At 71.2% G+C, this 26,808-nt stretch carries 24 protein-coding genes; 13 read left to right on the top strand and 11 right to left on the bottom strand.

Features of this window, described 5'->3' with window-relative positions; translation table 11 throughout:
* Nucleotides 1-3 precede the first annotated feature (3 nt).
* Complete coding sequence (locus tag ACZ6ZQ_RS01580) at nt 4-405, top strand: hypothetical protein (RefSeq protein ID WP_469766807.1); 402 nt, start codon at nt 4-6, stop codon at nt 403-405.
* Here ACZ6ZQ_RS01580 and ACZ6ZQ_RS01575 read toward each other — a convergent pair.
* On the bottom strand, nt 383-1,594 hold the full coding sequence (locus ACZ6ZQ_RS01575; protein ID WP_469766524.1) for a cytochrome P450 family protein: 1,212 nt from the start codon (nt 1,592-1,594) through the stop codon (nt 383-385). The genes ACZ6ZQ_RS01580 and ACZ6ZQ_RS01575 overlap by 23 nt on opposite strands.
* Before the next feature lie 116 nt (nt 1,595-1,710).
* Between ACZ6ZQ_RS01575 and ACZ6ZQ_RS01570 the strand changes: the two genes are divergently transcribed.
* On the top strand, nt 1,711-2,529 hold the full coding sequence (locus ACZ6ZQ_RS01570) for a metallophosphoesterase family protein (protein ID WP_469766523.1): 819 nt from the start codon (nt 1,711-1,713) through the stop codon (nt 2,527-2,529).
* 15 nt (nt 2,530-2,544) lie between these two features.
* On the opposite strand, the gene ACZ6ZQ_RS01565 is transcribed toward ACZ6ZQ_RS01570, so the two are convergent.
* Nucleotides 2,545-3,315, bottom strand: a complete 771-nt coding sequence (locus tag ACZ6ZQ_RS01565; protein WP_469766522.1) for a VOC family protein — start codon at nt 3,313-3,315, stop codon at nt 2,545-2,547.
* A 134-nt stretch (nt 3,316-3,449) separates the two neighbouring features.
* On the opposite strand from ACZ6ZQ_RS01565, the gene ACZ6ZQ_RS01560 reads away from it, so the two are divergent.
* Nucleotides 3,450-3,992: a nucleotide triphosphate diphosphatase NUDT15 gene (locus ACZ6ZQ_RS01560; RefSeq protein WP_469766521.1), complete on the top strand. Its 543-nt coding sequence runs from the start codon at nt 3,450-3,452 to the stop codon at nt 3,990-3,992.
* Between the two features lie 116 nt (nt 3,993-4,108).
* Nucleotides 4,109-5,668: a sigma-70 family RNA polymerase sigma factor gene (locus tag ACZ6ZQ_RS01555; RefSeq protein WP_469766520.1), complete on the top strand. Its 1,560-nt coding sequence runs from the start codon at nt 4,109-4,111 to the stop codon at nt 5,666-5,668.
* 129 nt (nt 5,669-5,797) lie between these two features.
* On the opposite strand, the gene ACZ6ZQ_RS01550 is transcribed toward ACZ6ZQ_RS01555, so the two are convergent.
* Complete coding sequence (locus tag ACZ6ZQ_RS01550; RefSeq protein WP_469766519.1) at nt 5,798-6,205, bottom strand: hypothetical protein; 408 nt, start codon at nt 6,203-6,205, stop codon at nt 5,798-5,800.
* Between the two features lie 474 nt (nt 6,206-6,679).
* Here ACZ6ZQ_RS01550 and ACZ6ZQ_RS01545 point away from each other — a divergent pair, with 474 nt between their 5' ends.
* The 4 genes from ACZ6ZQ_RS01545 (at nt 6,680) to ACZ6ZQ_RS01530 (ending at nt 12,987) form a co-directional block, all read left to right on the top strand.
* Nucleotides 6,680-6,907, top strand: a complete 228-nt coding sequence (locus tag ACZ6ZQ_RS01545; RefSeq protein WP_469766518.1) for a type A2 lantipeptide — start codon at nt 6,680-6,682, stop codon at nt 6,905-6,907.
* A 95-nt stretch (nt 6,908-7,002) separates the two neighbouring features.
* Nucleotides 7,003-7,881, top strand: a complete 879-nt coding sequence (locus tag ACZ6ZQ_RS01540; protein ID WP_469766517.1) for a hypothetical protein — start codon at nt 7,003-7,005, stop codon at nt 7,879-7,881.
* Nucleotides 7,878-10,115: an NHLP family bacteriocin export ABC transporter peptidase/permease/ATPase subunit gene (locus ACZ6ZQ_RS01535; RefSeq protein WP_469766516.1), complete on the top strand. Its 2,238-nt coding sequence runs from the start codon at nt 7,878-7,880 to the stop codon at nt 10,113-10,115. Before ACZ6ZQ_RS01540 ends, ACZ6ZQ_RS01535 begins: the two co-directional genes overlap by 4 nt.
* A gap of 52 nt (nt 10,116-10,167) precedes the next feature.
* Nucleotides 10,168-12,987 (top strand): NHLP bacteriocin export ABC transporter permease/ATPase subunit, encoded by a 2,820-nt coding sequence (locus ACZ6ZQ_RS01530; RefSeq protein WP_469766806.1) that lies wholly within the window; start codon nt 10,168-10,170, stop codon nt 12,985-12,987.
* A 358-nt stretch (nt 12,988-13,345) separates the two neighbouring features.
* Here the strand turns inward: ACZ6ZQ_RS01530 and ACZ6ZQ_RS01525 are convergent, their stop codons facing one another.
* The gene (locus ACZ6ZQ_RS01525) at nt 13,346-14,038 is read right to left on the bottom strand and encodes a TetR/AcrR family transcriptional regulator (RefSeq protein WP_469766515.1); all 693 of its coding nucleotides are present in this window, start codon (nt 14,036-14,038) and stop codon (nt 13,346-13,348) included.
* Nucleotides 14,039-14,098: 60 nt separating this feature from the next.
* On the opposite strand from ACZ6ZQ_RS01525, the gene ACZ6ZQ_RS01520 reads away from it, so the two are divergent.
* The 3 genes from ACZ6ZQ_RS01520 (at nt 14,099) to ACZ6ZQ_RS01510 (ending at nt 18,018) form a co-directional block, all read left to right on the top strand.
* Nucleotides 14,099-15,790, top strand: a complete 1,692-nt coding sequence (locus ACZ6ZQ_RS01520) for an FAD-binding oxidoreductase (protein WP_469766514.1) — start codon at nt 14,099-14,101, stop codon at nt 15,788-15,790.
* A gap of 138 nt (nt 15,791-15,928) precedes the next feature.
* Nucleotides 15,929-17,239 carry a VWA domain-containing protein gene (locus ACZ6ZQ_RS01515; RefSeq protein WP_469766513.1) on the top strand — a complete coding sequence of 437 codons (1,311 nt, stop codon included), beginning with the start codon at nt 15,929-15,931 and terminating at the stop codon, nt 17,237-17,239.
* Nucleotides 17,239-18,018 (top strand): hypothetical protein, encoded by a 780-nt coding sequence (locus ACZ6ZQ_RS01510; RefSeq protein WP_469766512.1) that lies wholly within the window; start codon nt 17,239-17,241, stop codon nt 18,016-18,018. Before ACZ6ZQ_RS01515 ends, ACZ6ZQ_RS01510 begins: the two co-directional genes overlap by 1 nt.
* A gap of 231 nt (nt 18,019-18,249) precedes the next feature.
* Here ACZ6ZQ_RS01510 and ACZ6ZQ_RS01505 read toward each other — a convergent pair whose 3' ends face one another.
* The 3 genes from ACZ6ZQ_RS01505 to ACZ6ZQ_RS01495 all read right to left on the bottom strand — a co-directional run bounded on the left by ACZ6ZQ_RS01505 (nt 18,250) and on the right by ACZ6ZQ_RS01495 (nt 21,576).
* A complete protein-coding gene (locus ACZ6ZQ_RS01505; RefSeq protein ID WP_469766511.1) occupies nt 18,250-18,945 on the bottom strand; it encodes a lysostaphin resistance A-like protein in 696 nt (231 codons plus the stop codon).
* 206 nt (nt 18,946-19,151) lie between these two features.
* Nucleotides 19,152-19,607, bottom strand: a complete 456-nt coding sequence (locus ACZ6ZQ_RS01500; RefSeq protein ID WP_469766510.1) for a pyridoxamine 5'-phosphate oxidase family protein — start codon at nt 19,605-19,607, stop codon at nt 19,152-19,154.
* 94 nt (nt 19,608-19,701) lie between these two features.
* Nucleotides 19,702-21,576: a cellulase family glycosylhydrolase gene (locus ACZ6ZQ_RS01495; RefSeq protein WP_469766509.1), complete on the bottom strand. Its 1,875-nt coding sequence runs from the start codon at nt 21,574-21,576 to the stop codon at nt 19,702-19,704.
* Nucleotides 21,577-21,678: 102 nt separating this feature from the next.
* On the opposite strand from ACZ6ZQ_RS01495, the gene ACZ6ZQ_RS01490 reads away from it, so the two are divergent.
* Nucleotides 21,679-22,470, top strand: coding sequence for an N-formylglutamate amidohydrolase (locus ACZ6ZQ_RS01490; RefSeq protein ID WP_469766508.1), 792 nt, complete (start codon nt 21,679-21,681; stop codon nt 22,468-22,470).
* A 10-nt stretch (nt 22,471-22,480) separates the two neighbouring features.
* Here the strand turns inward: ACZ6ZQ_RS01490 and ACZ6ZQ_RS01485 are convergent, their stop codons facing one another.
* From ACZ6ZQ_RS01485 to ACZ6ZQ_RS01470, 4 genes are all read right to left on the bottom strand, one after another.
* Nucleotides 22,481-23,245: a hypothetical protein gene (locus ACZ6ZQ_RS01485; RefSeq protein ID WP_469766507.1), complete on the bottom strand. Its 765-nt coding sequence runs from the start codon at nt 23,243-23,245 to the stop codon at nt 22,481-22,483.
* 31 nt (nt 23,246-23,276) lie between these two features.
* Nucleotides 23,277-24,563 (bottom strand): Gfo/Idh/MocA family protein, encoded by a 1,287-nt coding sequence (locus tag ACZ6ZQ_RS01480; protein ID WP_469766506.1) that lies wholly within the window; start codon nt 24,561-24,563, stop codon nt 23,277-23,279.
* A 135-nt stretch (nt 24,564-24,698) separates the two neighbouring features.
* Nucleotides 24,699-24,989 carry an SCP2 sterol-binding domain-containing protein gene (locus ACZ6ZQ_RS01475; RefSeq protein ID WP_469766805.1) on the bottom strand — a complete coding sequence of 97 codons (291 nt, stop codon included), beginning with the start codon at nt 24,987-24,989 and terminating at the stop codon, nt 24,699-24,701.
* A gap of 23 nt (nt 24,990-25,012) precedes the next feature.
* Nucleotides 25,013-25,342: an SCO0607 family lipoprotein gene (locus ACZ6ZQ_RS01470; RefSeq protein ID WP_469766505.1), complete on the bottom strand. Its 330-nt coding sequence runs from the start codon at nt 25,340-25,342 to the stop codon at nt 25,013-25,015.
* A gap of 439 nt (nt 25,343-25,781) precedes the next feature.
* Between ACZ6ZQ_RS01470 and ACZ6ZQ_RS01465 the strand changes: the two genes are divergently transcribed.
* Nucleotides 25,782-26,660, top strand: coding sequence for an SDR family NAD(P)-dependent oxidoreductase (locus tag ACZ6ZQ_RS01465; RefSeq protein ID WP_469766504.1), 879 nt, complete (start codon nt 25,782-25,784; stop codon nt 26,658-26,660).
* Nucleotides 26,661-26,808 lie beyond the last annotated feature (148 nt).

Raw genomic sequence — 26,808 nt, 5'->3', positions numbered from 1 at the left:
ACCATGGCCGGGCTGCTCTCCCGCAGACGCCACGGGACTCAGGAGCAGCTTCGTCTGGAGGTCCCGCCGGGGCTGCCCGCAACACTTGGCTGCGACGCGGTCGGGGTGCCCGCACGGCACGGATTCCGGTTGCTGGCCAAGCTGCCGAGCACGGGCTGTGTCTACTCGGACACGGACTGGTGGTGGTGGATCGTGCCTGCCGGCTCGGACCTGGAGCTGAGGTGGCCGCTGCCCTCGTACTACTCCCGCGGGGCCTACGTACCGGCGGCGGCGCGGCTGATCCACTGGCCCGAGGACACCAGTCCCTACACCCCGCCCATCCCGCTCTATCTGATGATCTGCCAGATCACCGGCACCGCGCCCGCCTGGGCGGGTCACGGGCTCAGAAGCGCACAGGGAGCCTGAGCAGCCCGCGGGCCCGCATCGAGGGGCGGTGGACGAGCTCCCCCTCCGTCCTGTCTAGGGCCAGCCGGGGAAAGCGCTCCAGCAGCGCGCCGAGCGCGATCCCGGTCTCCAGCCTGGCCAGCGGTGCGCCGAGGCAGTAGTGGATCCCGTGGCCGAGCGCCAGGTGCGCGCCGGCGTCCGAACGGTCCAGCTCCAGCCGGTCCGGGGCGGGGAACCGGCCGGGATCCCGGTTCGCCGCCGCGAGCGAGAGCAGGACGGTCTCCCCGGCCGGGACGGTGGCGCCGCCGATGGTGACGTCCCGAACGGGGAAGCGGCGGATCGCCAGCAGCGCGGGGCCGTCGTAGCGGGCCAGCTCCTCGACGGCGGGTCCCAGCCGGCCTGCGGGGTCCGCACGCAGCGCTGCGAGCTGCTCCGGGTGGCTCAGCAGCGCCAGGACGGCGTTCCCGATGAGATGGACGGTGTTCTCGTACCCGGCGAAGAGGATCAGGAAGACCAGCGACATCAGCTCGTCCTCGGACAGCCGGTCACCACCCTCGTCACGCACAGTGATCAGGGCCGAGATCAGATCGTCACCGGGGCTGTGGCGTTTGGTGGCGAGCAGAGCCGTGAAGAACGACAGCATGCTGACAACGGCGTCCTTGGCCGCGTCAGGCCTGGCCGGATCGGGCGCGACGAGGGAGTCCGTCCAGTCCCGGAAGTCCCGCCGGTCCTCCTCGGGCACGCCGAGGAGGTCGCAGATGACCGTGACCGGCAGCGGCGCGGCGTACGCGGCGATGAGATCGGCCCGGCCGTGCGGCTCGATCGCGTCGAGGAGCCGGTGCGCGGTGCGCAGGACGGGCTCCCGCAGCGCCTCGATCCGGGACGGGGTGAACGCGCGGGAGACCAGCCCGCGGATCCGGGTGTGGTCCGGCGGGTCCATGTTCAGCAGGTTCGCGTCCAGCGCCGGCGGCAGCGCGAAACCACGGTAGCCACCGGCCCCGGCGTTGCTCCGGTCGAGCGACAGCCTGCTGTCGGCGAGCGCAGCGCGTACGTCCTCGTAACGGGTGACCAGCCAGACGGGGCTGCCGTCGGGGCCCGCCACCTTGTGCACGGGGGCGGAGCCGCGCAGCCGCTCATAGACGCCGTACGGGTCGGACAGCAACGAGTCGGACAGCAACGGGTCGGGCCGGTCGTACGGGACATCTGACATGCCCTCACCCTAAGCGCTGCCCTTAGGCAACGGTATGGCGGAGAAGGACAGTTACCCCCTCCCGATGGGATGATCGCCATGACGCTTCGGCAGGCTGTCCACTCACGGGGGTTGCGATGTCTCTGCTCGCCATCAGTGATCTGCACGTCAACCACAAGGAGAACCGCAAGCACGTCGACAGTCTGCGGCCCGGCTCCGCCGACGACTGGCTGCTCGTCGCCGGCGACGTCGGTGACCTGGTGTCGGACATCGAGTGGGCGCTGACGCTGCTGCGCGACCGGTTCGCCAAGGTCGTGTGGGCACCGGGGAACCACGAGCTGTGGACGGTATCCACCGACCCCGTCCAGGCGCGCGGCGTGGAGCGCTACGAACTGCTCGTGGAGCTGTGCCGACGGCTGGGCGTGGTGACGCCCGAGGACCCGTACCCGGTCTGGACGGGCGAGGACGGGCCCGTCGCGATCGCGCCGCTGTTCCTGCTGTACGACTACACCTTCCGCCCGGAGGGCGCGGCCACCCAGGAGGAGGCTCTGGACCAGGCGCGACGCGCGCATGTCGTCTGCACCGACGAAGTTCTGCTGCATCCCGACCCGTTTCCGAGCCGCGACGCCTGGTGCCGGGCCCGGCTGGAGCTCACCGAGTCACGGCTGGCCGCCGTCCCCGACGGGCTGCCCACGGTGCTGGTCAACCATTATCCGCTGGTCCGTGAGCCGACGCGGGTACTGCGGTATCCCGAGTTCGCGCTCTGGTGCGGGACCGAGCACACCGCGGACTGGCACATCCGCCACCGGGCCCGCGCGATGGTGTACGGGCATCTGCACATCCCCCGTACCACCCGGCACGACGGTGTGCCGTTCCACGAGGTGTCGGTGGGCTATCCGCGTGAATGGCGGGAGCGCTCGGGGGAGCCGGCGCTGCCGACGACGATCCTGCGCTGAGTCCCCTCCCTCCGGTCAGCCCTTCGAGGCGGGCAGCGTGTGGACCCCGAACGCGGCGCGCTGCGGATCGTGCAGCACCGCGAACCGCGGCCCTCCCTCCATCTGCACCGGTTCCAGGAACACTCCGCCGCCCTCGTCCGACGCCGTATGCGCGGTCGCGTCGACGTCCGTCACCTGGAAGTACGGCAGCCAGTGCGCCGGAGTCTCCGGCGGGAACCGCTCGTCCTGCATCCTGAGCAGCCCACCGAAGTCGTCGCCACCGACCCCGAACTGGGTGTAGTGCTCCGATACGTTCACGGTCCAGCCGAAGACCGTCGGATAGAACCGCCTGGCCTCTGCCGGGTCGCGGGTCAGCAGCTCGACCCAGCCCAGCGCACCCGGCGCGTTGAGCAGCTCCGCCCCGGCGAAGTTGCGGCCCTGCCAGAGCGAGAAGACCGCGCCCTCGGGGTCCGCGACCACCGCGAAGCGGCCGTCCTCGAAGACGTCCATCGGTCCGGTGAGCAGCGTCCCGCCCGCGTCGGTGACCGCTGTCGCGGTCGCGTCCGTGTCGTTCGTCGCGAAGGACACGGTCCACGCCGCGGGCTGCTTCGGCTGGTACAGCGGCGTGAGCGCGGCGACCGCGGCGTCGCCGACGCGGGCCATGGTGTAGCCGCCGGCCTCGGCCCGCGGATCGGTCGCCGTGCGCCAGCCGAAGACCGTGCCGTAGAAGTCCTGCGCCCCCGGAATGTCGCCGGTGCCGAGCTCGACCCAGCAAGGTCCGCCGATGACGGGACGGGAAGTCTTCATGGTCGTACCTCCGGGGGTGGGGTCCCCCGCAAGCACGCTATGCCGCCTGCGTCACAGCGGCCACCTGTGCGCGGCCCGTACGATCGGGCACCGCCACGCCCGCCCGGGCGGGGCGACACCCGTCTGGAGGGCCAATGGTGACCCCTGGCAATGCCGCGCGCCTCTCGCCGACTCCGGCCGCGGCAGGAGAGTCCGCTGCCGGAGAGTCCGCTGCCGCCGAACGCCCCGCGCGGGCGTTCCCCGTACCGAACGGGGTGACCGGCGTCGGCATGATCGTCGTCGACGTGGGCGGCCGGATCCTCCTCGGGCTCGCGCACAACGGCTGCTGGGAGCTGCCCGGCGGCAAGGTCGACCCCGGGGAGACCTTCCAGCGGGCAGGGGCGCGGGAACTGGCCGAGGAGACAGCGCTCCGGGTGCGCGAAGAAGACGTACGGATCGTCGCCGTGGTGCTCGACGGCGAGCGCGGCATCACCCGGATCTCCGCCGCGGGCCTGGTCACCGGCGTCGAGGGCGAGCCGGAGGTCACCGAGCCGGACAAGATCGTGCGCTGGCAGTGGCACCGTCCGGACGCCGTCCCGGCCGAGCTGTTCGTTCCCTCGGCCGCCGTGCTGCGCGCCTGGCGGCCCGAGCTGACGCTGCCGGACGTCCCGGCCCACAGCTATCCCGTTGCCGGCTGACCGGTTCCGGGTTTCTGGGTTGCTGGGTTTTCTGGCTTTCTGTTATCGGCGCGGGGGCGGCGCGTCTCCCATGTGTCGGAGGACAGGCCCGAGTTCTGAAAGAGAGTGGACACAGCGTGAGCAGCGAACGCGAAGCCGCGATGATCATGGCGGCACAGGGCGGGGACCAGCAGGCGCAGGACCGGCTCGTCGCCGAGTACCTTCCGCTCGTCTACAACATCGTCGGCCGGGCCATGAACGGCCACGCCGACGTGGACGACGTGGTGCAGGAGACCATGCTCCGCGTCCTCGGCGGCCTTGAGGGGCTGCGCAGCCCGGAGAACTTCCGCAGCTGGCTGGTCGCCATCACGATGAACCAGATACGCGGCCACTGGCGCGAGCGCCGGTCGGGCGCCATACCCACCGGCGGCGGCCTGGACGACGCGTACGACGTCGTCGACCCCGGCGCGGACTTCGTGGACCTCACCATCACCCGCCTCGGACTCTCCGGTCAGCGCCGCGAGACCGCCGAGGCCACCCGCTGGCTGGACGAGGACGACCGGGCGCTGCTGTCGCTGTGGTGGCTGGAGGCCGCCGGACAGCTGTCGCGGGCGGAGGTCGCCGCGGCACTGGAGCTGTCCCCGCAGCACACCGCGGTACGGGTGCAGCGAATGAAGGCCCAGTTGGAGACGGCCCGTGTCGTGGTCCGCGCGCTGTCCGCCGACCCGCGCTGCGTCCTGCTGGAGCCGATCGTCGCCGGCTGGGACGGCATACCCTCGGCCCTCTGGCGCAAGCGCCTGGCCCGCCATGCCCGCGGCTGCACGGTCTGCTCGGGGCACTGGTCGGGGCTGGTGCCCGCGGAGGGCCTGCTCGTCGGCCTCGCGCTCGTACCGGTGGCGGCATCGCTCGGCCGGTTCGCCGCGTCGCCGGACATGGTCGCGACCGCTTCCGCCCAGACGCCCGCCTCCGGCCGTACCCAGGCCCGGCTGGAGCGGGCGCGGCGGCGCCGCCGTACCGCGGCCGTGGCCGCCGCGGTCGCCGCTCTCGTCACGGGCGGCGGTGCGGTCCATCTGCTCATCGGCCCCTCGGACGACGAGGAGCCGCGCGCCACGGCTGCCGCCCCGGCGTCCCCGTTGCTTCCGTCGCCCACCCGGAGCCCGTCCCCCTCCCCGTCGCTCACCGCCTCCCCCAGCCCCACGCCGAAGCCCAGCCCGAGCAAGACGGCCAAGCCCAAGCCGAAGCCCACGCCGGCCAAGCCCACGCCGGAGCCCACGCCCACGCCGGAGCAGCCGGACCCGGAGCCGCCCCTGCCGAGCGGCGACGCCGAGCAGGTCGTCGCCCTGGTCAACTCCGAGCGCGCCAAGGCGGGATGCGGACCGGTGACCAGCAACGACAAGCTCGCTACGGCGGCCCAGCGGCACTCCGCGGACATGGCGGCCCGTGACTACTTCGACCACACGAGCCCGGACGGGACCGATCCCGGCGACCGCATCACCGCGGCCGGCTACCGCTGGAGCACGTACGGCGAGAACATCGCGAGGGGCCAGCAGAGCCCTGCCTCGGTGATGGACTCCTGGATGAACAGTTCCGGCCACCGCGCGAACATTCTCAACTGCTCGTTCAAGGAGATCGGCGTGGGCATCCACGACGCGTCGGGCGGGCCGTGGTGGACGCAGGCGTTCGGTACGGCGTTGTGAGGTGAACCGGCCTGCGGCGGCGCCGGTCGGCCGGCGCCGGCCGACGGACCGTCACCGTGCGGCGGTGACGGGGCACCAGGAAGTGTCTGCCCGGACGCCGCCGGGCGGACGGAATCCCGACGACGCGGTTCAGGCGCAGATGCGCTTGTAGCCGGTCGCCCCCGGCCGGGCCCGGAATGTCACCTCGTGCCCCGCGTCGTCGGTGAAGACCGCCTGCGTCCCGGACGTCAGAGTCATCGTGCCGCGCTGGGTGGGGTTGTCCCACCCTTCGGGCGGGTTTCCCGCGCCGTCGTCGAGCGGCGTCCGAGCCTCGAAGTACGTCGTGCCGATACGGGCCTCGTCGATCCCGCAGTGTGTGTAGAGGTCGTAGGGGATCGCCCGGCCGGACGGCCGGGCCCGGACCGTCTCCACGGCCTCGCCCGTACCGGCTTTCCCTGCCTCACCGGCCTCCGCTGCCTCCCCCGACTCGGTGCAGCCCGTGAGGGCACCAGCAGCCAGCGCGAGGGCGCACACGATCCGTCCGGCTCTCTTGGTCATGGCACTTGGACGCCCGGTCCGCTCGGGCGGTTCCACCGGCCGACGGCCTCCGGAACACAGTCTTCCGCAAACCTGCACACCGAACGCGCAACCGGTGCACAGCAGCTGACCGAGGCTCACCGGGTGCGGCGGGGTTGGCGGCATGGCAGGCCATTGGGGCGGGAGTGTCCGATTCCGCTTCGGCGGCGCGCTCCACCCGAAGGGAATCGGGAACGTGAAGCTTGTGAAGAAGTCGCCACCGAGGCGTGGACGCGCCTGCACGTGAACTTAAATCCGTGCCGGATGAGGCCCTGACCGGGAGTTGTCCGATTGGCTGTCCGGCGCTTCGGCGTGCTTTGATCCGTCGCACCGCGGGAGTTGCACGAACGACGCCTGATGTATTGGGCGTCCGCACGACCGTTACGCGGCCGAGGTCGTTTCCTGCGGGGCCGGCTGCGGCTTTTGAGAAATATCCACATGAAGGGAAGCTCCATCATGAACTTCACCCCCCAGGTCGAGACCGCCGAGATCTCCGACGCCGACCTCGACAACGTCTCCGGCGGCCTGCACAGCGCCGTTGCCGGTGCTGCGCTCGGCAACGCGACGGCCACCCTCGACTCCATCGCCCCGGTCTCCGACGTCGCGACCGGAGCCCTCGGCGCCGTCGAGTCGTTCGCCGGTCTCAACTCGGCGGCCCTCACCGGCTACGCCGCCAGCCTCTGAGACCCGCATGAGTGAGCCCCGGAACGGTCAAGGTTCCGGGGCTCACCGCGTCATCATACCCTGACCCGGACATTTGCAGTCGAGGGAAGAGTTACGTGCAGTTCCGCCAAAAGGCCCTTTCCAAGCTGCAATCGCCCGAAGAAATAGATCTGCCGGTGCGTTTTGCCCGCCCACAGGGCTGGCTCGTCCTCACGATCACGGTTGTCGCCATGGCAGCGGCTTCTTTCTGGGCCGTAAAAGGTTCCGTTTCGTCCACTCTCACCGTCCCCGGCATTCTTACGCACGCACAGGGCAGTTATGTCCTGCAGAGTCCGGTCGCGGGCCAGGTCACCGAAGTCCTCGCCGAGGAGGGCAAGCAGCTGCCCGCGGGCGCACCGCTGCTGAAGGTCCGTACCGCCCAGGACGACAGGACGGCGGGCGACAAGAAGCAGGGCGAAACGGCGGAGGGCGACGGGGCGGACGGCGACAAGGCGGACGGCACGGTCATCCGTACGATCGCAGCGGGCCGGGTGACCACCCTCGTCGCCACCATCGGTGCCGTCGTCACCACCGGCGCGAACGTCGCGGTCGTGGAGCGGGTCGACGACGCCGACGCACCTCTGACGGTGATGCTCTACCTCCCGGCCGACAACGGCTCGACGGTCCCCGTGGGCGCGCGTGTCGATCTCACCGTGCAGTCCGTGCCGGCCCAGCAGTACGGAGTGCTGCGGGGCCGGGTGAAGGCGATCGGCAGGACCTCGCAGACGCGGGCGCAGATCGCCGGCTTCCTCGGCGACAGCCAGCTGGGCGAGCAGTTCTCGCGGCAGGGCAGGCCGGTGCCCGTGCTGGTGCAGCTGGACCGGTCGTCCCGTACGAAGTCCGGTTACGCGTGGTCGTCGGCGGACGGGCCGCCGTACGCGATCGACTCCATGACCCTGGCCACCGGCGCCGTCCATCTGGCCGACCAGCGTCCGATCGATTGGCTGCTGCCGTGACCGCACCGCCCCGCAACGCCCCCGCACGGCGCCGCGCGAACGCCCGCCGCGCGAGCCCCCGCCGTGCACAGAAGCCCGTGCAGCAGAAGGCCGTCCGCACGCCCACCGTGCTCCAGATGGAGGCCGTGGAATGCGGCGCCGCAGCGCTCGCGATGGTCCTCGGCCACTACGGCAGGCACGTACCCCTCGAAGAGCTGCGTATCGCGTGCGGCGTCTCCCGCGACGGCTCGCGGGCCAGCAACATCCTCAAGGCGGCACGCAGCTACGGGCTGCAGGCCAAGGGCATGCAGATGGAGCCGGCCGCGCTCGCGGGCGTGCGGGCACCCGCCATCCTCTTCTGGGAGTTCAACCACTACGTCGTCTACGACGGCATGGGACGGCGCCTCGGCCGCCGGGGCGTGCACATCAACGACCCCGACAAGGGCCGCCGTTTCGTGCCGGCGGAGGACTTCGACACCAGCTTCACCGGTGTGGTCCTGGTCTTCGAACCCGGTGAGGCGTTCCGCCCGGGCGGGCGCCGGCCCGGGATCCTCGGTTCGCTGCCGGCCCGGCTGCGCGGAACCACCGGCACGATGGCCGCCGCGCTGCTCGCCAGCCTCCTCCTGGTCGCGGTCGGCGCCGCGCTCCCCGCGCTGAGCCGTACGTACATCGACATGTTCCTGGTGGGCCGTCAGACCTCGCTGCTGGGCGTTCTGTTCGCCTCCATGGCCGCGATGGTGGCGCTGACCGCCGTACTGACCGGGCTGCAACAGGCGAACCTGCTGCGCGGCCGGATCATCTCGTCCACGCTGAGCAGCGCCCGCTTCTTCCGGCATCTGCTCCGGCTCCCGGTGACGTTCTTCGCGCAGCGCAGCCCCGCCGACCTCGTGCAGCGGCTGCAGTCCAACGACGCGGTCGCGGAGACCCTGGCCCGCGATCTCACCGCGTTCGGCGTGGACGGAACCGTCGTCGTGCTCTACGCGGTGCTGCTGTGGACCTACGACCCGCAGCTCACCGTCATCGGGGTACTGATCGCGCTGCTCAATGTGGTCGCGATGCGGGTCGTGGTACGGCTGCGTGCCACGCGTACGCAGAAGCTGCGCGCCGACAGCGCCCGGCTCACCAACACCTCGTACACCGGTATCCAGTTGATCGAGACGATGAAGGCCACCGGGGGCGAGAACGGGTACTTCCGCCGCTGGGCCGGGCAGCACGCGACCACGCTGGAGGAGCAGCAGCGTCTGGGCGTGCCGAGCGCGGCGCTGGCGGTCGTCGCCCCCACCCTCGCCACACTCAACAGCGCGGTGATCCTGTGGATCGGCGGGCTGCGTGCCGTGGAGGGCCATATCTCGATCGGTCTGCTCGTCGCCTTCCAGGCGCTGGTGACCCGCTTCACGGCGCCGATCACCCGGCTCAACGGGATGGCGAGCCGGATCCAGGACTTCGCCGCCGACGTCACCCGGCTCAAGGACGTCGAGAACTTCCCCGCGGACGGCCTGTACACCCGCCGCGAACCGGCCGCGAGCACCCGCAGGCTGATGGGTCATGTGACGCTGGACGACATCACCTTCGGCTACAGCCCGCTCGACAAGCCGCTGCTCACCGGCTTCTCGCTGTCCGTCGGTCCGGGGCAGCAGGTGGCGCTCGTCGGCGGCTCCGGAAGTGGCAAGTCCACCGTCTCACGGCTGATCGCCGGGCTCTACAGCCCGTGGGAGGGGACGATCCGGATCGACGGGCAGCGGCTCGACGACATCCCGCGGGGTGCGCTCGCGGCCTCGGTGTCCTTCGTCGACCAGGACGTCTTCCTCTTCGAGGGCACCGTGCGGGACAACGTGGCGCTGTGGGATCCCTCGATCCCGGACGACGCCGTCGTCGACGCGCTCAAGGACGCGGCCCTGTACGACGTCGTCGCCCGGCGGCCCGGTGGGATCCACGGCCGCGTGGAGCAGGACGGGCGCAATTTCTCGGGTGGGCAGCGGCAGCGTCTGGAGATCGCGCGGGCGCTGGTCCGCCGGCCCAGTGTGCTGGTCCTCGACGAGGTGACCAGTGCACTGGACGCGGAGACCGAGCAGCTCATCATCGACAATCTGCGGCGTCGCGGCTGCGCATGCGTGGTGATCGCCCACCGGCTCAGCACGGTGCGCGACAGCGACGAGATCCTGGTGCTCGACCACGGCTCGGTCGTGGAGCGTGGGCGGCACGAAGAGCTGGTCGCGCGCGGGGGCGCGTACGCCGAACTGGTCAAGGAGCACTGAGGTGATCCCCGTTCAGCCCGGCCATCAGGCCCCTTCGGCGTATCCCGACGACATGGTACTGGCGGCGCTGGGCGGCCTCGGCCGGCAGGTGGACAGCTCCGGACTGCGGAGTCTGTCGCTGGAGGGACCGCAGGTGCTGTGGCTCGTCGTGGGCGGGGCACTCGACCTGTTCGCCGTCGACGCCGTGCAGCAGGGGCACTGGCACTTCCTCGGCCGGCTGGAGACGGGCACCCTGCTGCTCGGCCCGGTCGAGGGGCCCCAGCACACCCTGGTCGGCAGGCCGTTGCAGGGGTGCGTGCTGCGCCGGATCCCGCTGCGGGAGCTGCATCAGCCGTCCGGGTACGCCGATGCGTGGTCGTACCAGAACCAGTACCAGAGCCAGTACGACAGCCAGGACGGCACCCTGAGCCTGCTGGAGCACGCTTTCGCGCTCGGCGTCGGACGCGGCCAGCGCGTGCTGTTCGAAGCCCCGCTCGACGGCCGGACGACGGACGACGAGGCGGTCGCCGACGACGACATCCTGTGGCTGCCGGTCTTCCCCGGCAGCGTGCAGTACGGCGCAGCGTTCAGCGCGGAGGCGGCCGCCGATCTCCTCGTCGACGGCGCCCTGTGGCAGCAGATGGTCAACCAGCAGTACCGGCTGCTGTCGGGGCTCGACCGCTGGATCGAGCGGCTCGAACGGGCCCACGAGGACAGGGCCGCCGCCGGCATCAAGGCGGGCGAAGCGGTACGCGCGGGCGCGGACCAGGCGCTGCTGGCCTCCATGGGCCGCTCCCGCAGGACTTCCTCCGCGCGGTCGACAGGCGCCGCCTCCGACGACGCCGTGTACTCCGTCTGCCGGCTGGTCGCCTCGGCGGCCGGCGTCACGCTCGCGGAGCCCACGCAGGGCGGCCCGGTCAACGAGCGGATCGGGCCGGTCGAACGCATCGCGCTCACTTCGCGGATCCGCACCCGCGCGGTACGGCTCGACGGGAAGTGGTGGCGGGAGAACTGCGGCCCTCTGGTGGGTCACCGTGCCAAGTCCGGTGCACCGGTCGCCCTGTTGTGGCGGCGTGGCGGATATCAGGCGGTCAACCCGGCAACGGGCAGCCGCATCCGTGTCGACGAGGACACGGCGGAGGAGTTCGAGCCGCGTGCCGTCATGTTCTACCGGCCGCTGCCCGAACGCCCGATGAGTCTGTGGCGGCTGATGCGCTTCAGCCTCCACGGCAGCCGCCCGGACGTGCGCAATCTCGCGATCGCGGGGCTGGTGACGGTCGCTCTGGGCGCGCTGGTGCCGATCGCCACGGGGCAGGTGCTCGGGGTGTACGTACCGAACGCCGAGACCAGCCTCATCGTGCAGGTGTCCGTGGCCGTCATGGTCGCGGGCGTCGTCTCCGCCGCGTTCATGCTGCTGCAGAACCTCACCATCCTGCGCATGGAGGGCCGCATCGAGTCCACGCTGCAGCCCGCCGTGTGGGACCGGCTGCTACGGCTGCCGACCAAGTTCTTCGCCGAGCGCTCCACGGGAGAGCTGGCGAGCGCGGCGATGGGCATCAGCGCGATCCGCAGACTGCTGTCGGGCGTGGGCCCCGTGGTCGTCCAGGCGAGCACGGTCGGGGCGATGAACCTCGTTCTGCTGCTCGCCTACAGCGTCCCGCTGGCGCTGGCGGCGATCGCGATGCTGGCCGTCATCGGAGTCGTGTTCCTGGGGCTCGGGCTGTGGCAGCTGCGCTGGCAGCGGCGGCTCGTGGAGCTCGGCCACAAGCTCAACAACCAGGCGTTCCAGACACTTCGCGGGCTGCCCAAGCTGCGGGTCGCGGCGGCGGAGAGCTTCGCGTACGCGGCGTGGGCGCGGCAGTTCGCGCGCAGCCGCGAGCTGCAGCGGCGGGCGGGGCGGATACGCAATCTGACCACGGTCCTCGACGCGGTCTACCTGCCGCTCTGCGCGCTCATCATGTTCATGTTGCTGGCGGGCCCGGCGCGCGGGAGCCTCACGGCCGGTGAGTTCCTCACCTTCCACACCGCCGTGACGATGATGCTGGCGTCGGTGACACAGCTGACCGGAGCGCTCGTCTCCGCCGCTGCCGTCCTGCCGATGTTCGAACAGATCAAGCCGGTTCTGGAGGAGGCGCCCGAGGTACGCGGCGCCAGCACCCAGCCCGGAGAGCTGTCCGGGTCGATCGAGGCCCGAAAGGTGTCCTTCCGTTACGCCGACGACGGCCCGCTCGTCCTCGACGACGTGTCCCTCACGGTCCGGCCCGGCGAGTTCGTCGCGATCGTCGGCCCCAGCGGCTGCGGCAAGACGACCCTGCTCCGCCTGCTCATCGGCTTCGACAGACCCGCGTCGGGCAGCGTGCTCTACGACGGCCAGGACCTCGCCGCACTCGACCAGGCGGCGGTCCGTCGCCAGTGCGGTGTCGTCCTGCAGAACGCCCAGCCGTTCACCGGGTCGATCCTGGACTGCATCTGCGGCGCCGAGCCGTTCACGCAGGAGGAGGCGTGGGAGGCCGCCGAGATGGCGGGCCTCGCCGAGGACATCCGGCGCATGCCGATGGGCATGCAGACCATGATCGCCGGCGGCGGCGCGATCTCCGGCGGACAGCGACAGCGCCTGATGATCGCCCAGGCCCTCGTACGACGGCCGCGGGTCCTCTTCTTCGACGAGGCGACGAGCGCGCTCGACAACGCGACCCAGCGCACGGTGATCGAGAGCACGCGTGCACTGCGGGCCACCCGTGTCGTCATCGCCCACCGGCTGTCGACGGTGATGGACGCGGATCGGGTCGTCGTCATGTCGGAGGGGCGTGTGGTGCAGGTGGGGCCGCCGGCGGAGCTGTTGGCGGATACGAGCGGGCGGCTGCACGAGCTGGTACGGCGACAGATGACCTGAGGTGCGGGTCGGGCGCGCATACGCGCAGCGCTCTGCAGTGCGTGACAGACAATGCACACTCCGTCCCTTTTGCTACATTTTGCTCTAAATTGTTGACCGTGCCTCGTGATCGCCGTAGTCGCCGTGATCGCCGTGATCGCCGTGGCCACCGTCGTGGCCGCGGTCGCTGGAGTATCCGGACTACGGGAGCTGGGACGGCTACGACAACTGGTGAGATGACACCGAGCTCCCGCTCGCCTCGAGCGGGGGGTGCCCGGCTACGAGATACGGGTCCGCCGCTGCTCAGCGGCGGGCCTTTCGCACGCCGCGGCGCTCTCGGTACGGCTCAAGGGCAGTCCGACCGCACGTGGCGGCAGTCTCACCCACCGTCGCGGATGGCGGAGAGCAGACGGGCACAGCGCGCGCTCATGTCCTGCGCGGACAGGTCGGGATGGGAGACCCACCAGCCGACGAGGGCGCTGACCGTGCCCGTCCACACATGCTTGAGGGCGTCCGCGTCAAGTACGTCGTCATTGCCGTGGCCACGCAGCAGCGACGCGGTGCCGGAGGCCGCCAGGTCGTCGATGGCCTCGCGGTGGCGGTGGGCGGCGCGCCATGGTTCGGAGCCGTGCGGCAGGGTCCGGTCGTACAGCACGAACCAGGCGTGCCGCTGGTCCTCCAGCGTTTCGAAGACCGCGGTGAGGACGGCGTGGGGCAACCGGTCCTCCGACGGACTCGATGACATGGCCTCGTTGATCGCCGCGAGAAGGCGGGCGCCGATGTGTTCGAGACAGGCCGCGTAGAGGCCGTCCTTCGAACCGAAGTACGTGTACAGCATCGGCTTGGTGACCCCGACGCGCCGGGCGATCGCGGCCATCGACGCCGCGGCATGGCCGTGCCGGCCGAACTCCTCCAGGGCCGCGGCCACGATCTGCTCCTCACGGCGGGCACGCGGGACGCCCTTGGTTCCGGCGCCGCGGCTGCGGCCCCGGATTCCTTGCGTACCGCCGGATCCGCCAGATGCGGCGGCGCCGGCCGGATCCGGAGTGGCCGAGGCACTTGCAGCGGTCATAGCGGGAACTATACATTGCGGTAACTTACCAAGAGGTAAATTACCGAGAGGTCATATCTCGTGGTCGACAGTACTCCGCCCGTGTCCGGCTCCGGCTCCAGCTCCGGCTCCAGCTCCAGCTCCAGCTCCAGCTCCAGCTCCAGCTCGAACTTCTCCCGGAACCGCTCCTGGTGGGGCTGGGGCGCGGCGGACAAGGCACTGCCCGACGCCGAATGCACCGCACTCGGCGGACTGGTCCCGGGCGCGGCGGCGACCCCGCTGCCGGTGCCCGACATCTCCGCCCTCGAACTGCCCAAGGTGCGCATCGAGCCGCCCACGGCGCTCGCGCCTCTGATGTCGGCCGATCCGCGGGACCGGGCCTCGCACACCTACGGCAAGGCGTACCGCGATGTGGTCCGGGCCCTGAACGGTGACCTCTCGGCCGCACCCGACCAGGTCGCCTTCCCCCGCTCCGAGCAGGACGTGATCGATGTTCTCGACTGGGCGGCGGACGCTGACGTCGCCGTCGTGCCGTACGGAGCCGGCAGTTCGGTCGTCGGCGGGGTCGAGTACCGCGCGGCGCGGCACCGGGGCGTGGTGTCGCTGGACCTCTCGTCACTGGACCGCGTGCTGGAGATCGACCGCGTCGGCCGAGCCGCCCGGATCCAGGCCGGCGCCCTGGGCCCCGGCCTCGAAGCGCAGCTGAGGCCGCACGGACTCACTCTGCGCCACTTCCCGCAGAGCTTCGAGTTCTCCACCCTGGGCGGCTGGCTGGCCACCCGCGCCGGCGGTCACTACGCCACGCTGTACACCCACATCGACGACCTGGTGGAGTCGATGCGCGTGGTGACACCCGTGGGGGTCAACGAGTCGCTGCGGCTGCCCGGTTCGGGAGCAGGCCCCTCTCCCGACCGGTTGTTCCTGGGGTCCGAGGGCACCCTCGGCGTGATCACCGAGGCCTGGATGCGGCTCCAGGACCGTCCGCTTCACAAGGCCTCGGCCACGGTGCTGTTCGGCGACTTCGGCGATGCGATGGACGCCGTACGCGCCATCGCGCAGTCGGGTCTGCACCCGGCCAACTGCCGGCTGCTCGACCCCGGAGAAGCCGCTCTGGCAGGTGTCGCACGGGACGGCGAGAGCGTGCTCGTCCTCGGGGTGGAGTCGGCTCACAGCCCCGTCGGTGAGCGCCTCGCCGATCTCGTCACCCTCGCGCGTGACCACGGCGGGTCACCGGCGCCGGCTGCGCCCGGCGCCGAGGACACGGCCGGGGACGCCGCCGCCGGCACCTGGCGCTCGGCGTTCCTGCGGATGCCGTACCTGCGTGATGGGCTCGCGCGGATGAGCGTGGTCACCGAGACGTTCGAGACGGCCTGCACCTGGGACCGTGCTCCGGAGCTGTACGAGTCGGTGCGCCGGCGACTGGGAGACGTCGTGAGGGAAGTGACGGGCACCGCGGGCACGATCAACTGCCGCTTCACCCATGTCTACCCGGACGGTCCCGCGCCGTACTTCACCGTCATCGCGCCCGGGCAGCGCGGCGAGGAAGTCGCCATGTGGGACGAGATCAAGTCCGCGGCCATGCAGATCCTCACCGACCACGGCGCGACCGTCACCCACCATCACGCGGTCGGCCGCGACCACCGTCCGGGATACGACCGCCAGCGCCCGGAGCCGTTCGCTCATGCCCTGCGGGCCGTGAAGCAGGCGCTCGACCCTGCCGGCATCCTCAACCCGGGCGTGCTTCTCGATTCGGGCGCTGCCGACCGACGGTGACTTTCAACGGAGTTCAGCGCGGGACGGGGGCCACTTGCGGCGGTCGGGACGCCGGTCGGAAGTGGTCGCCGGCTCCTGCGGCCCCGGCACGTCCGCACGGAGTTGGGCAGCACCCGCCGCGATCACTATGATCCGCCGATGATCACAAGAAAACGACTGGCGGCCGCCCTGTGCGGCGCGCTGCTGGTCACGTTGACCGGTGGCCTCCTCCCCGCCGCCGCCTTCGCCGACTCGGGCGACTCCGCCGACGAACCGGCCGCGAAGGAACCGCCCAAGGTCGAACTCGTCCTCGACGTCAGCGGTTCGATGCGGGCACGCGACATCGACGGGCAGTCCCGTATGTCCGCGGCCAAGCAGGCCTTCAACGAGGTACTGGACGCGGTGCCGGAAGAGGTCCGGCTCGGCATACGTACGCTCGGCGCCGACTACCCCGGCAAGGACCGGAAAACGGGCTGCAAGGACACCCGTCAGCTCTACCCCGTCGGCGAGCTCGACCGGACCGAGGCGAAGACGGCGGTGGCGACGCTCGCACCGACCGGCTGGACTCCGATCGGGCCCGCCCTGCTGGGCGCCGCCGACGACCTGGAAGGCGGTCACACCACCCGCCGGATCGTGCTCATCACGGACGGCGAGGACACCTGCGCCCCGCTCGACCCGTGCGAGGTGGCACGCGAGATCGCGGCCAAGGGCATCAACATCACCATCGACACGCTCGGCCTGGTCCCCAACGCCAAGATGCGTGCCCAGCTGATGTGCATCGCCGAGGCCACCGGCGGCACGTACACGTCCGTGCAGCACAAGGAGGAACTGTCCGACCGGGTCAGCCAATTGGTCGACCGCGCCGCCGAACCGGTCGTCACTCCGGTCGCGACGAAGGGCGGCGACAGCTGCGACGACGCGCCGCAGCTGAAGGCCGGCCTCTACAACGACCGTGAGACCTTCGGCCAGCACCGCTGGTACCGGGTGGACCTGCGGCCCGGGCAGGAGCTGCGCGCCTCGGTGAGCATCGCGGCCGACCGCGCCGTCAACCGCGACTACGGTGTGCTGCTGCGCGCATCGACCGTGCACGGCCGGGAGATCGTACGCGGCGAGGCCGCCGGTGACGGACGCACCGACGTCATCTCGACGGGACTGCGCTATCCGAAGCCCGAGGACGCGGACTCGGGCTCGGACACGGACTCGGACACGGACGAACCCGCGGCCGAGACGGTCTGCCTGCGGGTGAGCAACTCCTTCTCCGCCCCGGCCTCGGTCAAGACCGCTCCCGGTCTGCCCGTCGAGCTGACCCTCGATGTGGTGGACGGCCCGCACGACGCCTCCGACGTCGCCTTCTACGGCCTCGGCCGTGGCTGGTGGCTGCTCGGACTGCTGACGCTCGCGGGCTTCGCGGCCGGTCTGCTGTGGGGCTGGATCTCGCGCTGGCGCATCGCCGTCTGGAGGACCAACTGATGCGTACCGTACGTACCTTCGCAGGCGCCCTGCTCGCGGCCGCCGCACTCATCTCGCTCCCCGGGACCGCTGCCGCGGACACCGCCTCCCCCACGCCGAGTGAGGGCTCCGAGGAGAGCGCCGCGCCGACCGAGGCAGGCACGACCTTCCGTACGGCCACCGTCGTCCGCCCCGGCCAGCGGGCCACGGCGCAGGCGTCGACCGGTGACTACCTCTACTGGCAGTTCGCCGCCGATGCCGAGCAGCAGGCCACCGTACGGGCCACGGTGAAGCTGCCCAAGTCCGCGGCCCGGCACGGCGCCCACACCTGGCGGCTCGACGTGTACGACGGGCTGCGCCGCCGTCAGGCGTGCCGCTACGGCAGCGACGCCAAGGCGGCCCCGGCCGAGGCCGCGTCCGTCGAGCTGTCCTGCGCACTGCGCACGGTCCGGGCCTGGTCCGAGCCGGCGGCGAACGACCCTCTGCCCGGCGCGTACTACGTGCGCCTGACCGTCGTCGACGCGCCCGCCGAGGACCTCGGCCAGCCCGTCGACACCTCGGTGGAGGTCACGGCGGCCGACTCCGGAGGCGCCGCCGCAGTGGACGGCACCCTCGCCGCACCGCTGGTACCCGCGTCGGGCCCCGAGATCCAGCCGGACGGCGGCTGGGCCTCCGGCTGGTGGTCGTCCCGCATTCTGTGGACGGCGGGGGGCGCGGTGCTCGCCGCCCTGGCGGGTATCTGGGGCTACCGCCTCAGCCGCGGCAACGGCCGCCCGGCGCACGTACCGACGGGCGCCTGACCTCGCACGCCGCCGCCCGCCCCGGGGCCAGGGCGTGTTGCGAAAGTAGCGCCGTCCGCCCGGAGGGCGGGCCCGCGGCGTCCGGTGCGTGCGATCGCAAGGCGGCCGGAAGTCCTTGTAGCGGAGCTACCAGGGCTTTCGGCCAACGCAGCGAGGGTGCGTGCCGGACGGCGCGACAGGGCAAAGCTTGCCGGGAGGGGCACTAGTGACCCGGGGTGGGTGGCGCGGCGGTCAGCTGCCCCACCAGCGGCCGGCCGCCCAGGCCAGCGCATAGCCCGCGCTGTTGAGGGCGCAGTGCAGCGCCATCGGGGGGATCAGGCTCCCGGACCGGCGACGCAGCTCGCAGAACACCACACCCGCGAGCGCGGTGCCCAGGACTGCCGCGGTCACCGACAGCGCGATCCCGGCCGGCCCCGTACCGAAGACCGCCTCGGCGGCGGCGTTCGAGCGGGTGAGCCCACGGGACGGCTGGATGTGCCACAGCCCGAACAGCGCCGAGGAGATGCCGGTGGCCCATGCGGCGCCCCATTGCCGCCGCATCATGGCCCACAGGACGCCCCGGAACGCGATCTCCTCCAGCAGCACGGTCCCGAGCGGTACCCGCACCAGGACGCGGAACAGCAACTGCCCGGCCGTCAGCTCCGCCGCCCGCTCGTCCTGGAACACCTCACGGGTGTACGGCAGGGCCAGCGCGACCGCGTAGACGAGAAGGACGGCCCCGACCAGAACGAGCCCCCAGCGCAGGCCTCGCCGGGCCGAGGAGCGGCCGAGCCCCAGCTCGTCCCAGGTGAGGCCGGCCAGCCGGGCGATCAGCACGACCGCGGCGGCCGCGGTCACGCATACGGGCACGTACAGCCCGGGCCCGAGCCGGTTGACGAGCGCGTTCGTGGCCGCGAGCACGGCGACGGCCAGGAGCAGCATCCCCATGGTCACAGGAGGATGTCCGAACCCTGCGCCGGGCTGCGCGCAACGCGCCGCCCGGCCGTGACCGCACTACGCCGGCGGGGGCCGGGGCATGTGGCCCCGGGGACCGGACGCGCCGCTGGTGGCGTCGTTCCTAGCCAGTCGCACACGGCTGCACATGGCTGTCCAACCGTCGCCCGACACGACCGTTCGACACGGCTCTCGACGCCTCACCCGAGCCAGCGGCCGTCCTTCATGAGATCTCGCCCGGCGATCTCGTTGACCTCGCGCCAGGCCTGGATCCAGACGGGCGTGACGCGGAAGTACGGGTAGGGCGGCCGGATCTCGCGCGGATCGAAGCCGGTCCTGGCGGCGAACGCTGCCCCTTCCCCAGGGCCGAGTTCCGCGACCTCCACCGTGGTGGAGGTGCCTTCCACGAGGACGACGTCCCTCGTGGCCCCGAAGGCCAGCCGTACCCGTCCGTTGGCGCGCAGGTTGCGGGCGGTGGGGTTGGCACGGGCGGTGGAGAGGAGAAAGGTCTCTCCGTCCCAGAGGAACGACAGCGGTACGAGACACGGCACGCCTGTCCCGTCCGCCGTCGAGACCCAGACGTCGACATCGGTCTCGAACCGCGCGAGCGTGTCCTTGCGGCGTTGATCGAAGGTGCGCGGTGCGTCGAGTGTCACGTGTCTGCTCCCGTCGTACGTCTGAGGTTGCCCGCCTCAGGGTGCCGTACGGGCACCCCGGGGCCAAGGCGAGCGCCCCAGGCCCGGAGGGCCCTCAGTCGCGCCCCGCCGCCCACCCCGCCAATTCGTCGCGCGCGCCACGCAGCAGGTCGCCGGACGGAGCCGTCGCCCCGTTGGTGATCAGAGCGTAGTGCAGGCCATCGGCGTACGGCGCGGTGAGCAGAAGGCGGCGGCTGCCCGTCCCGCCCGGCTCGGGAGCCGCTGCGATCGGGGTGCTGCCGTCGTACGACGGAGGTGCGTGCACCGTTCCCAGGTCGGAGACGACGGTCGTACGCGACGTCGCGAAGGAGGCCGGGAGGTGCAGGTCCGTGGGAGCCGAGGTGCCGTCCGAACGCCACAGCAGCAGGCCGTACTGACCGTCGCCGACGAGCTCGCGGACGCGCGGCAGGGACGACGGCACCGGGTTCCAGGTGAGGGTGGTGGAGCCGTCGCGGGAACGGTCCTCGTAGGTGAAGGCGAAGACGCGTCCCGCGGTGGCGCTCGGGTAGAGGCGGTCCAGCAGGCGGGCGTCCTGGCGGAGCGCCGGCGCGCCCGTGTCGTCGAGCCGGACCGCCGACAGGTCCTCGTCGTTCCAGGCGTCGGCTGCGGTGAGGACCTTGTCGGGGTTGTTGTTCATGGGTTCGTGGTGGCGGCCGTTGTAGATGTCCCACTGCCATTGTGTGCCGGACAGGACAGGGCCCGAATCCTGGGGGCGTGACCACCAGGTCGCGCCGGGCAGCCGGGAGTCGAGGGCCTGGTACATCGCCTTGCCCACGGTCGGGGCCTTGTCGGAGACCGTGCCGCTGAGCGGGTGTCCGAACTCGCTGACGACGGCTGCCGTTCCCGCACCGGCCGCACGGTCCCGGACGGCGCCGAAGTCGCCCGTGTACTGGCCGTCCTTCGCCTTGCCCCACATGAAGACGCCGGAGATCGCCTTCTGATCGTAGAAGTGGGTGTTGAAGACATAGCGCGGACCAAGTCGTCCGGCGTCGAGGAGGCCGCCCTCCTGTTTCTGGAAGTCCAGGTTGGCGTTCCAGAAGAGGTTCGGCTCCACGAATGCGGGCTTGTCACGCCACCCTGCCGCGTCCATGCGGGCGCGGAAGTTCTCGTAGAAGGGCCAGAGGACGTCACGCTCCCAGGCACGGCTGGTCTGACCGGGGTCGTACGAGCCCGCGTGCGGCTCGTTGTACGGGTCGAAGCCGACGACGCCCGCGAACTCCGCTGCGGTGAGGTGCTCGGCGACGTAGGCCATGGTGTTCTGTGCCGTCGTGAGGAACGCGTCCTGGATACCGCCCCGGTTGTGCCAGAAGTCGTACGTCGCCCGCGTCACGGCCTGGTTCTGGGTGATGTTCTGTCCCCAGAACAAGCAGATCCCGCAGAACTCGCGCGGGTAGCCACGGGCGTCCACCACCCACTTGGGGGCTCCGTCACCGGTGTACCAGCTGCCTTGGTTGAACAGGTACCCCGAGAAGAGGTCCTGGTGGAAGTCCGGGTAGACGCGGACACCGGCGCGGAGGAAGGCCCGCATCTGCGCGGTGGCGGCGGCGAGATAGGCGTGGTCGACCTGGCCGCGCACGGGTTCGGCGTGCGCCCACGACAGCAGGAAGCGCACGGCGTTCCCGCCTCCGAGCGCGCGCAGCGCAGCAGCGGACTTCTCAGCGTCGGCGACGGACGCGAAGGGCAGTCCGCCGTTCTCCTCGAGTTTGGTCTCCCCCGAGACGTTGTATCCGCGCATGACGACCTCACGGCCGAGTCCGTCGACGAAGCGGCCGTCCTGGACCGTGAAGGAGGCAGCGGCCCGCTCGTCGAACCAGAGAGGCCCCGGAACGGGAACCGCGGCGGACGGTGTCCCGGTTCCGGCGAGGGGCGCCAGGACGAAAACAAGGACGAGGGCAAGGACACCGAGGAGACGCGCGCGCATCGTCGTCATGCGCTCCACATTCCTGACGCATCGTCAGACTGTCAATGGTCGCGAGTAGTGTCGTCCCAGGCACTGCGACAGCAAAAACAGCGAAGAACAGCAAAGAGGCACATGACCGACACAACGCCTGCCTTCCGTCTCCTCCCCGGCTCCGGCGACTCCCCGGTGATCCTGCATGTCCCGCATTCCTCCCGCGTGATCCCCGGGTCGGTGCGCAACGGCATCGAGCTGGACGACCATGCTCTGCAGCGCGAACTCGACCACATCACCGACGCCCATACCGCGGAGCTGGCCGCCGCCGCGGCCGATGCCGCGCGGGTCAGGCCGTGGCAGTTCGTCAACGGACTCTCGCGGCTGGTGGTCGACCCCGAGCGGTTCCCGGACGAGCGGGAGGAGATGCTGGCAGCCGGTATGGGCGCCGTGTACACGCGGACCACGCACAGGGAACAGCTCCGCCCGGCGGACCTGGACCCCCGGCCGCTGATCGACCGCTACTTCCATCCCTACGCCGAGGCGATGACGGCTGCGGTGGCCGGCCGGCTGGAGGCTGTCGGACGAGCCGTCGTCGTCGACGTCCACTCGTATCCGACGGCGCCGTTGCCGTACGAGCTCCACAGTGAGGGCCCACGACCGCCGATCTGCCTCGGGACCGATCCCTTCCACACCCCGGCCGGTCTTCTCGCCCTCGCGGAGAAGGCGTTCGCGGGCTTCGGCGGCACCGGCCTCAACAGCCCCTTCGCGGGCACGTACGTACCGCTGGAGTTCTACGGAAGCGACCCACGGGTCAGCGCGCTGATGATAGAGATCCGCCGGGACGTCTACATGGAGGAGCCGGGAGGTCCGGCGGGTCCCGGGCTCGTCGGACTCGCCACCGCGCTCGCGGAGCTGGTCGACGGGCTGTGACGGAGCGCGCTCACGCGTCCCGGACATCCGGCTCGAGGAAGACCGCGACGAGCCGGTCGCTCCAGTGCCCGGTGTCATCCGCACCCGCCTGCGCGGCGCGGTATGCGCGGATCGCCGGGTCGGAGAGCGTGAGGGTCACTACGGGGCAGTCCGCGGCGTCGTTGGTGTGCTCGGGCGTGCAGGAGATCACGTCCGCCATGGTGTGACCCGGACAGACGGCCCCGGCGGGCACATCCACGTCGAGGAGCAGCTCCTCGCCGGGAGCGACCCGGTAGCTGCCGGAGGGCGGGACGCCGACGGGCTTGCCCGGGTAACCGCCGTCGACGACCGTCGCGGAGAGTCCGCGGGCGCCGGCGCGACGGCCTTCACCGTGCGGGCCGTAGAGGTCGAGCGTGACCCGGCCTTTGGCCACCGGTGCGTCGAGCAGCAGGGGCCGCTCACCGGTCCGGACAGCCACGTGGACGGTGAAGGTGGGCTTGCCCCGCAGCTTCGGGCCGGGGTCCTCGACGACCCAGCTGGTGAGCACCAACTGGGGGTCGTCATCCCGCTCGCCCTCCCCCAGCGGCCGCGGCCGGGGGCCGTCGTCCAGCCCGCATTTCGACAGCAGGGCCGTACCGCCGCCCGGGAGCGGGAGGTCCCTCAGCGGCCCGGCCGCGGCGGACTCGGGGCGCCACAGGGTCGTTGCCGACGGATTCATCAGCAGCACCACGAGCACCAGGAGGGTGACGACGGGAACGGAGAGCAGCAGCCAGGAACGCAGGGATATGCGGGTCACGATTGTTCCAGCGCAGCGGACCTCAAGATCGTCACATGTGGAACGGCGCCCGGGCGGTGTCCGAGAGGTCGGGGACGGACTCGACCGTGCCGCGAAGCCGTGCGCGTTCCGCGGCGAGGACGGCGAGGTGGCCGGCCAGGGAGTCCCGCGGACCGGACGTGATCGGATCCGGACTGCCGGTGGCGACGGCTTCGACGAAGGCGTCCATGAGCCCGGCGTCACCGCCGCCGTGGCCGCCGCCGGCGTTCATCGCCCCGTATGCGTCGGGGGTGATGACCTCCTCGCTGCGGCTGAGGAAGTCGTAGACCCGCAGCGTCGCACCGTCGCCGGACAGTTCGCCGTGGGTGCCGAAGATACGGGTGCGGCGGTTGGCGTGTTCGGTGAACGCGGTCATGGTGAAGGTGGCGGTCGTGCCACCGGGGAACTCCATGGAAACCACCTGGTGGTCGACGACGTCGTTGTCGCACGCGTACACGCAGCGGCCGTACGGGCCGGAACGCAGGGCGTGTTCGAGTGCCTCAGGGCTGCAGTCGTCGACGACGACGGTCAGCGGCCAGTGGTGTTCACGACGGTCGAGCATGCCGCCGTAGAGGCGTTTGGCGGAGTACGGGCAGGAGGTCTCGACGGTGCAGTCGAGGCAGCGGTCCGCGGCGCCTGCGGGCCGGTTGGCCGGGGTGAAGTGGGACAGCCCGCCGAAGCTGGCCACCCGGGCCGGCGGCTGACCGAGGACATACTGCAGCCAGTCAAGGTCGTGGCATGACTTCGCCATGAGCATCGACGTCGACTCGTCGCTGCGGCGCCAGTTGCCCCGTACGAAGGAGTGCGCCTGATGCCAGAAGCCGACCGGTTCCAGGTGCTGGACGCTCATGATCCTGCCGAGCCGGCCGGAGTCGACGATCCGCTTCAGGGCGCGGGTGTACGGGGTGTAGCGCAGCACGTGTCCGACGGCGAGCATGACTCCGGCCCGTTCCACCGCCTCGACGATCGCCCGGCAGGAGCTCTCGTCCAGGGCCATGGGCTTCTCCAGCAGGATGTGGTACCCGAGGGCGGCGAACGCCACGGCGGGCTCCACATGCAGACGGTCGGGGGTGCAGATCAGCACCGCGTCGGCGATCCTGCCGCGGCCGAGGAGCTCCTTCCAGTCGGCCACCGCGTACTGCGGCGCGATGCCGTGCGCTTGCGCGAACCTCGTCCGGCGGACGTCGCGGGGCTCGGCGACGGCCACGACCGTCGCGCGCTCAGGGTGCCGAAGTGCCCATCGTGCGTACCCAGTACCACGGTCGCCGGCGCCGACGACGAGGAGAGTGACAGGTGGCATGCCGCGACGGTAGCGGCGGCGATCGCCTCACGGGAAGCGTTCTCCGTCCGGAGCGTGCGGAGCGCCACCGCACTGTCCGTATCCGCGTCCGCGTGCGCATGCGGACGCGGACCGGATACGGATACGGGTGTCGGGCTACGGCGCCACGAAGAGCGCCGGGAAGCGGGGAGCGAGCCAGGGTTTGCGGCCCCAGGAGAGTGCGCGGCCCCGGGCGATGGCGCCCCAGGGCTCGCAGCGGCCGAGCGCCATCAGCAGGAACGTGACCGGCTCGGTGAGGATCGTGCAGTCCGGGCGGTCCGGCGGCTGCGGGCCGGCGGACACCGTGCCGTCCTTGAGCGTGACGCCGAAGCGGGCCCCGCCCCACAGGCGGATGGCGAACCGGGCGTTCAGCCGACGCGCGGCAGCGGCATCGACGACCCGCGGCATGGCCACGATCAGGAAGGGCAGCGTCAGCTCGACACGGGCACTTTGCCGTCCTTGTCGAGCGTGTGGGTACGCCAGTAGACGTCCCACTCGTCGTCGACCTGCTGCGGCACCTTGCCCTCCGGGTATCGCGTGAATCCCGCCGGGGGCGCTGCACCGTCCGAGACGCACGCCGAACCGGTGCCGTTCACTGTCAGGACGGGGTACTCGCCACTGCTGCAGATGTCCTCCTGGTACTCGAACGAGGAACATCCGGTGAGTGCCACGACGGCGGCCGCGCCGGCGAGAGCAGCGGCGACGGCCCGGACCCTGCCGGTTCGGAAGGCGGTGGCGGGTCGGCTGATCCTGCGGGGCATGGACACGATCGTCTCCAGTCGTTGGGGTGCCCCCACTCTCGCCGCCGCTATCCGCGGAGACCTGAGTACGCGTACTCAGAAGTGTCGGCACGGATGCCCAACACGCCGCAATCCGGGGGCGGGACGTTGGCGTCCCGCCCTGTGGTGCAAGGGAACCTTGACGGTTGCGATCTCCGGCTCGTAGCCGGCCGAGGGCCCGACTGCCCGCCGGGGCCCGACCCCGGCACAGGTCGAGCTACGAGACGGCTCGACCGGCAGCGCGACCCCATCGGTCACTGTGAGCACCGGAGCGCCGTCCTGCTCATCCGGGTGCCGAACGCCACGCCACCCAACCCCAACCCCCAACCCCCAACCCCGACTCAAACCGGATAGGTCATCCGGATCTGCTAGGGTGGCATCAACCGGATAACCTATCCAGATATACGGAACGGGTCGTGTGATGAAGCGGACAGCGGTGGTCACGGCAGGAACAGCGGGAATCGGACTGGAGACCGCCTTGGGGCTGGCCGCCGCAGGCCTTGCGGTCACCGTGGTGGGGCGCAACGCCGAGCGCGGTGCTCGTGCGATCGAACGGATCAACGCCACGACACCGGCGCATCCCGCCCAGTTCCTGGCCGCCGACCTCGCCTCGCTCGACGCGGTCCGCGCTCTCGCCGACCGGATCGCCGCCACCGGTCCACTGACCGTGCTGGTCAACAACGTCGGGGCGATGTTCCCGGACCGGCAGGACTCGGTCGACGGGATCGAGGCCACGTTCGCCGTCAACCACCTCTCGCCGTACCTGCTGACCGAATTGCTGCTGCCCGCACTGCGAGCCGGTGGGCCGAGCCGGATCGCGAACGTCACCTCGGGCGCGATCGGCGTCGCCAAGCGCGTCTTCGAGGACGTCGAGCCGCCCGGCGGCTACTACGGCTTCCACTGGTACGGCCGCGCCAAGCTCGCCAACCTCGCCTACACGCTGGAGCTGGCCGGCCGGCTCGACGGTACGGGCGTCTCGGTCTTCGCAGCAGACCCTGGCGGCGCCGCGACCGACATGACCAACGGCACGATGCGCGATCCGAAGATCGTCTCACCAGGGCTGCGGCTGCTGTGGCCGCTGGTCCGGCGGAAGTTCGAACGCTCGACCTCAGGCCCGGCGTCCGTGGCGGCCAAGCCCTCGATCTTCGCCGCGACCGACGGCTCGCTGACCGGCCGGACCGGCGTCGTCATCGGACCCCAGGCACACCCGGTCGCCCCGTTCCGCTCGGCAACGGATCCCCGCATCGCCGCAGCCGTCCGCCATCTCAGTGAGCGCCTCGCGCCACTCACGGCGGGGTGACAAGATCCGAAGCCGGTCAGCATGACCGCAACGCGGATCGGTTCCTCAGCGGCTCCTCAGCGCAGCGAGCGGTCATCCCCGAGGCGTGAAGAGGTCGGCGATGGCGACCCGCAGTGAGCTCACGCAATCGTGCGGGCTCGCCACGGAG

The organism is Streptomyces sp. NPDC053673 (assembly GCF_055585225.1).
This window is presented reverse-complemented; position numbering and strand designations above follow the sequence as displayed.

Excerpts from the sequence above, each read along its gene's own strand:
- ACZ6ZQ_RS01580 (WP_469766807.1), top strand. The coding sequence starts at position 4 with ATGGCCGGGCTGCTCTCCCGCAGACGCCACGGGACTCAGGAGCAGCTT.
- ACZ6ZQ_RS01575 (WP_469766524.1), bottom strand. The coding sequence starts at position 1,594 with ATGTCAGATGTCCCGTACGACCGGCCCGACCCGTTGCTGTCCGACTCG.
- ACZ6ZQ_RS01570 (WP_469766523.1), top strand. The coding sequence starts at position 1,711 with ATGTCTCTGCTCGCCATCAGTGATCTGCACGTCAACCACAAGGAGAAC.
- ACZ6ZQ_RS01565 (WP_469766522.1), bottom strand. The coding sequence starts at position 3,315 with ATGAAGACTTCCCGTCCCGTCATCGGCGGACCTTGCTGGGTCGAGCTC.
- ACZ6ZQ_RS01560 (WP_469766521.1), top strand. The coding sequence starts at position 3,450 with ATGGTGACCCCTGGCAATGCCGCGCGCCTCTCGCCGACTCCGGCCGCG.
- ACZ6ZQ_RS01550 (WP_469766519.1), bottom strand. The coding sequence starts at position 6,205 with ATGACCAAGAGAGCCGGACGGATCGTGTGCGCCCTCGCGCTGGCTGCT.
- ACZ6ZQ_RS01545 (WP_469766518.1), top strand. The coding sequence starts at position 6,680 with ATGAACTTCACCCCCCAGGTCGAGACCGCCGAGATCTCCGACGCCGAC.
- ACZ6ZQ_RS01530 (WP_469766806.1), top strand. The coding sequence starts at position 10,168 with ATGGTACTGGCGGCGCTGGGCGGCCTCGGCCGGCAGGTGGACAGCTCC.
- ACZ6ZQ_RS01525 (WP_469766515.1), bottom strand. The coding sequence starts at position 14,038 with ATGACCGCTGCAAGTGCCTCGGCCACTCCGGATCCGGCCGGCGCCGCC.
- ACZ6ZQ_RS01515 (WP_469766513.1), top strand. The coding sequence starts at position 15,929 with ATGATCACAAGAAAACGACTGGCGGCCGCCCTGTGCGGCGCGCTGCTG.
- ACZ6ZQ_RS01510 (WP_469766512.1), top strand. The coding sequence starts at position 17,239 with ATGCGTACCGTACGTACCTTCGCAGGCGCCCTGCTCGCGGCCGCCGCA.
- ACZ6ZQ_RS01505 (WP_469766511.1), bottom strand. The coding sequence starts at position 18,945 with ATGGGGATGCTGCTCCTGGCCGTCGCCGTGCTCGCGGCCACGAACGCG.
- ACZ6ZQ_RS01495 (WP_469766509.1), bottom strand. The coding sequence starts at position 21,576 with ATGACGACGATGCGCGCGCGTCTCCTCGGTGTCCTTGCCCTCGTCCTT.
- ACZ6ZQ_RS01490 (WP_469766508.1), top strand. The coding sequence starts at position 21,679 with ATGACCGACACAACGCCTGCCTTCCGTCTCCTCCCCGGCTCCGGCGAC.
- ACZ6ZQ_RS01480 (WP_469766506.1), bottom strand. The coding sequence starts at position 24,563 with ATGCCACCTGTCACTCTCCTCGTCGTCGGCGCCGGCGACCGTGGTACT.
- ACZ6ZQ_RS01475 (WP_469766805.1), bottom strand. The coding sequence starts at position 24,989 with ATGCCGCGGGTCGTCGATGCCGCTGCCGCGCGTCGGCTGAACGCCCGG.
- ACZ6ZQ_RS01470 (WP_469766505.1), bottom strand. The coding sequence starts at position 25,342 with ATGCCCCGCAGGATCAGCCGACCCGCCACCGCCTTCCGAACCGGCAGG.
- ACZ6ZQ_RS01465 (WP_469766504.1), top strand. The coding sequence starts at position 25,782 with ATGAAGCGGACAGCGGTGGTCACGGCAGGAACAGCGGGAATCGGACTG.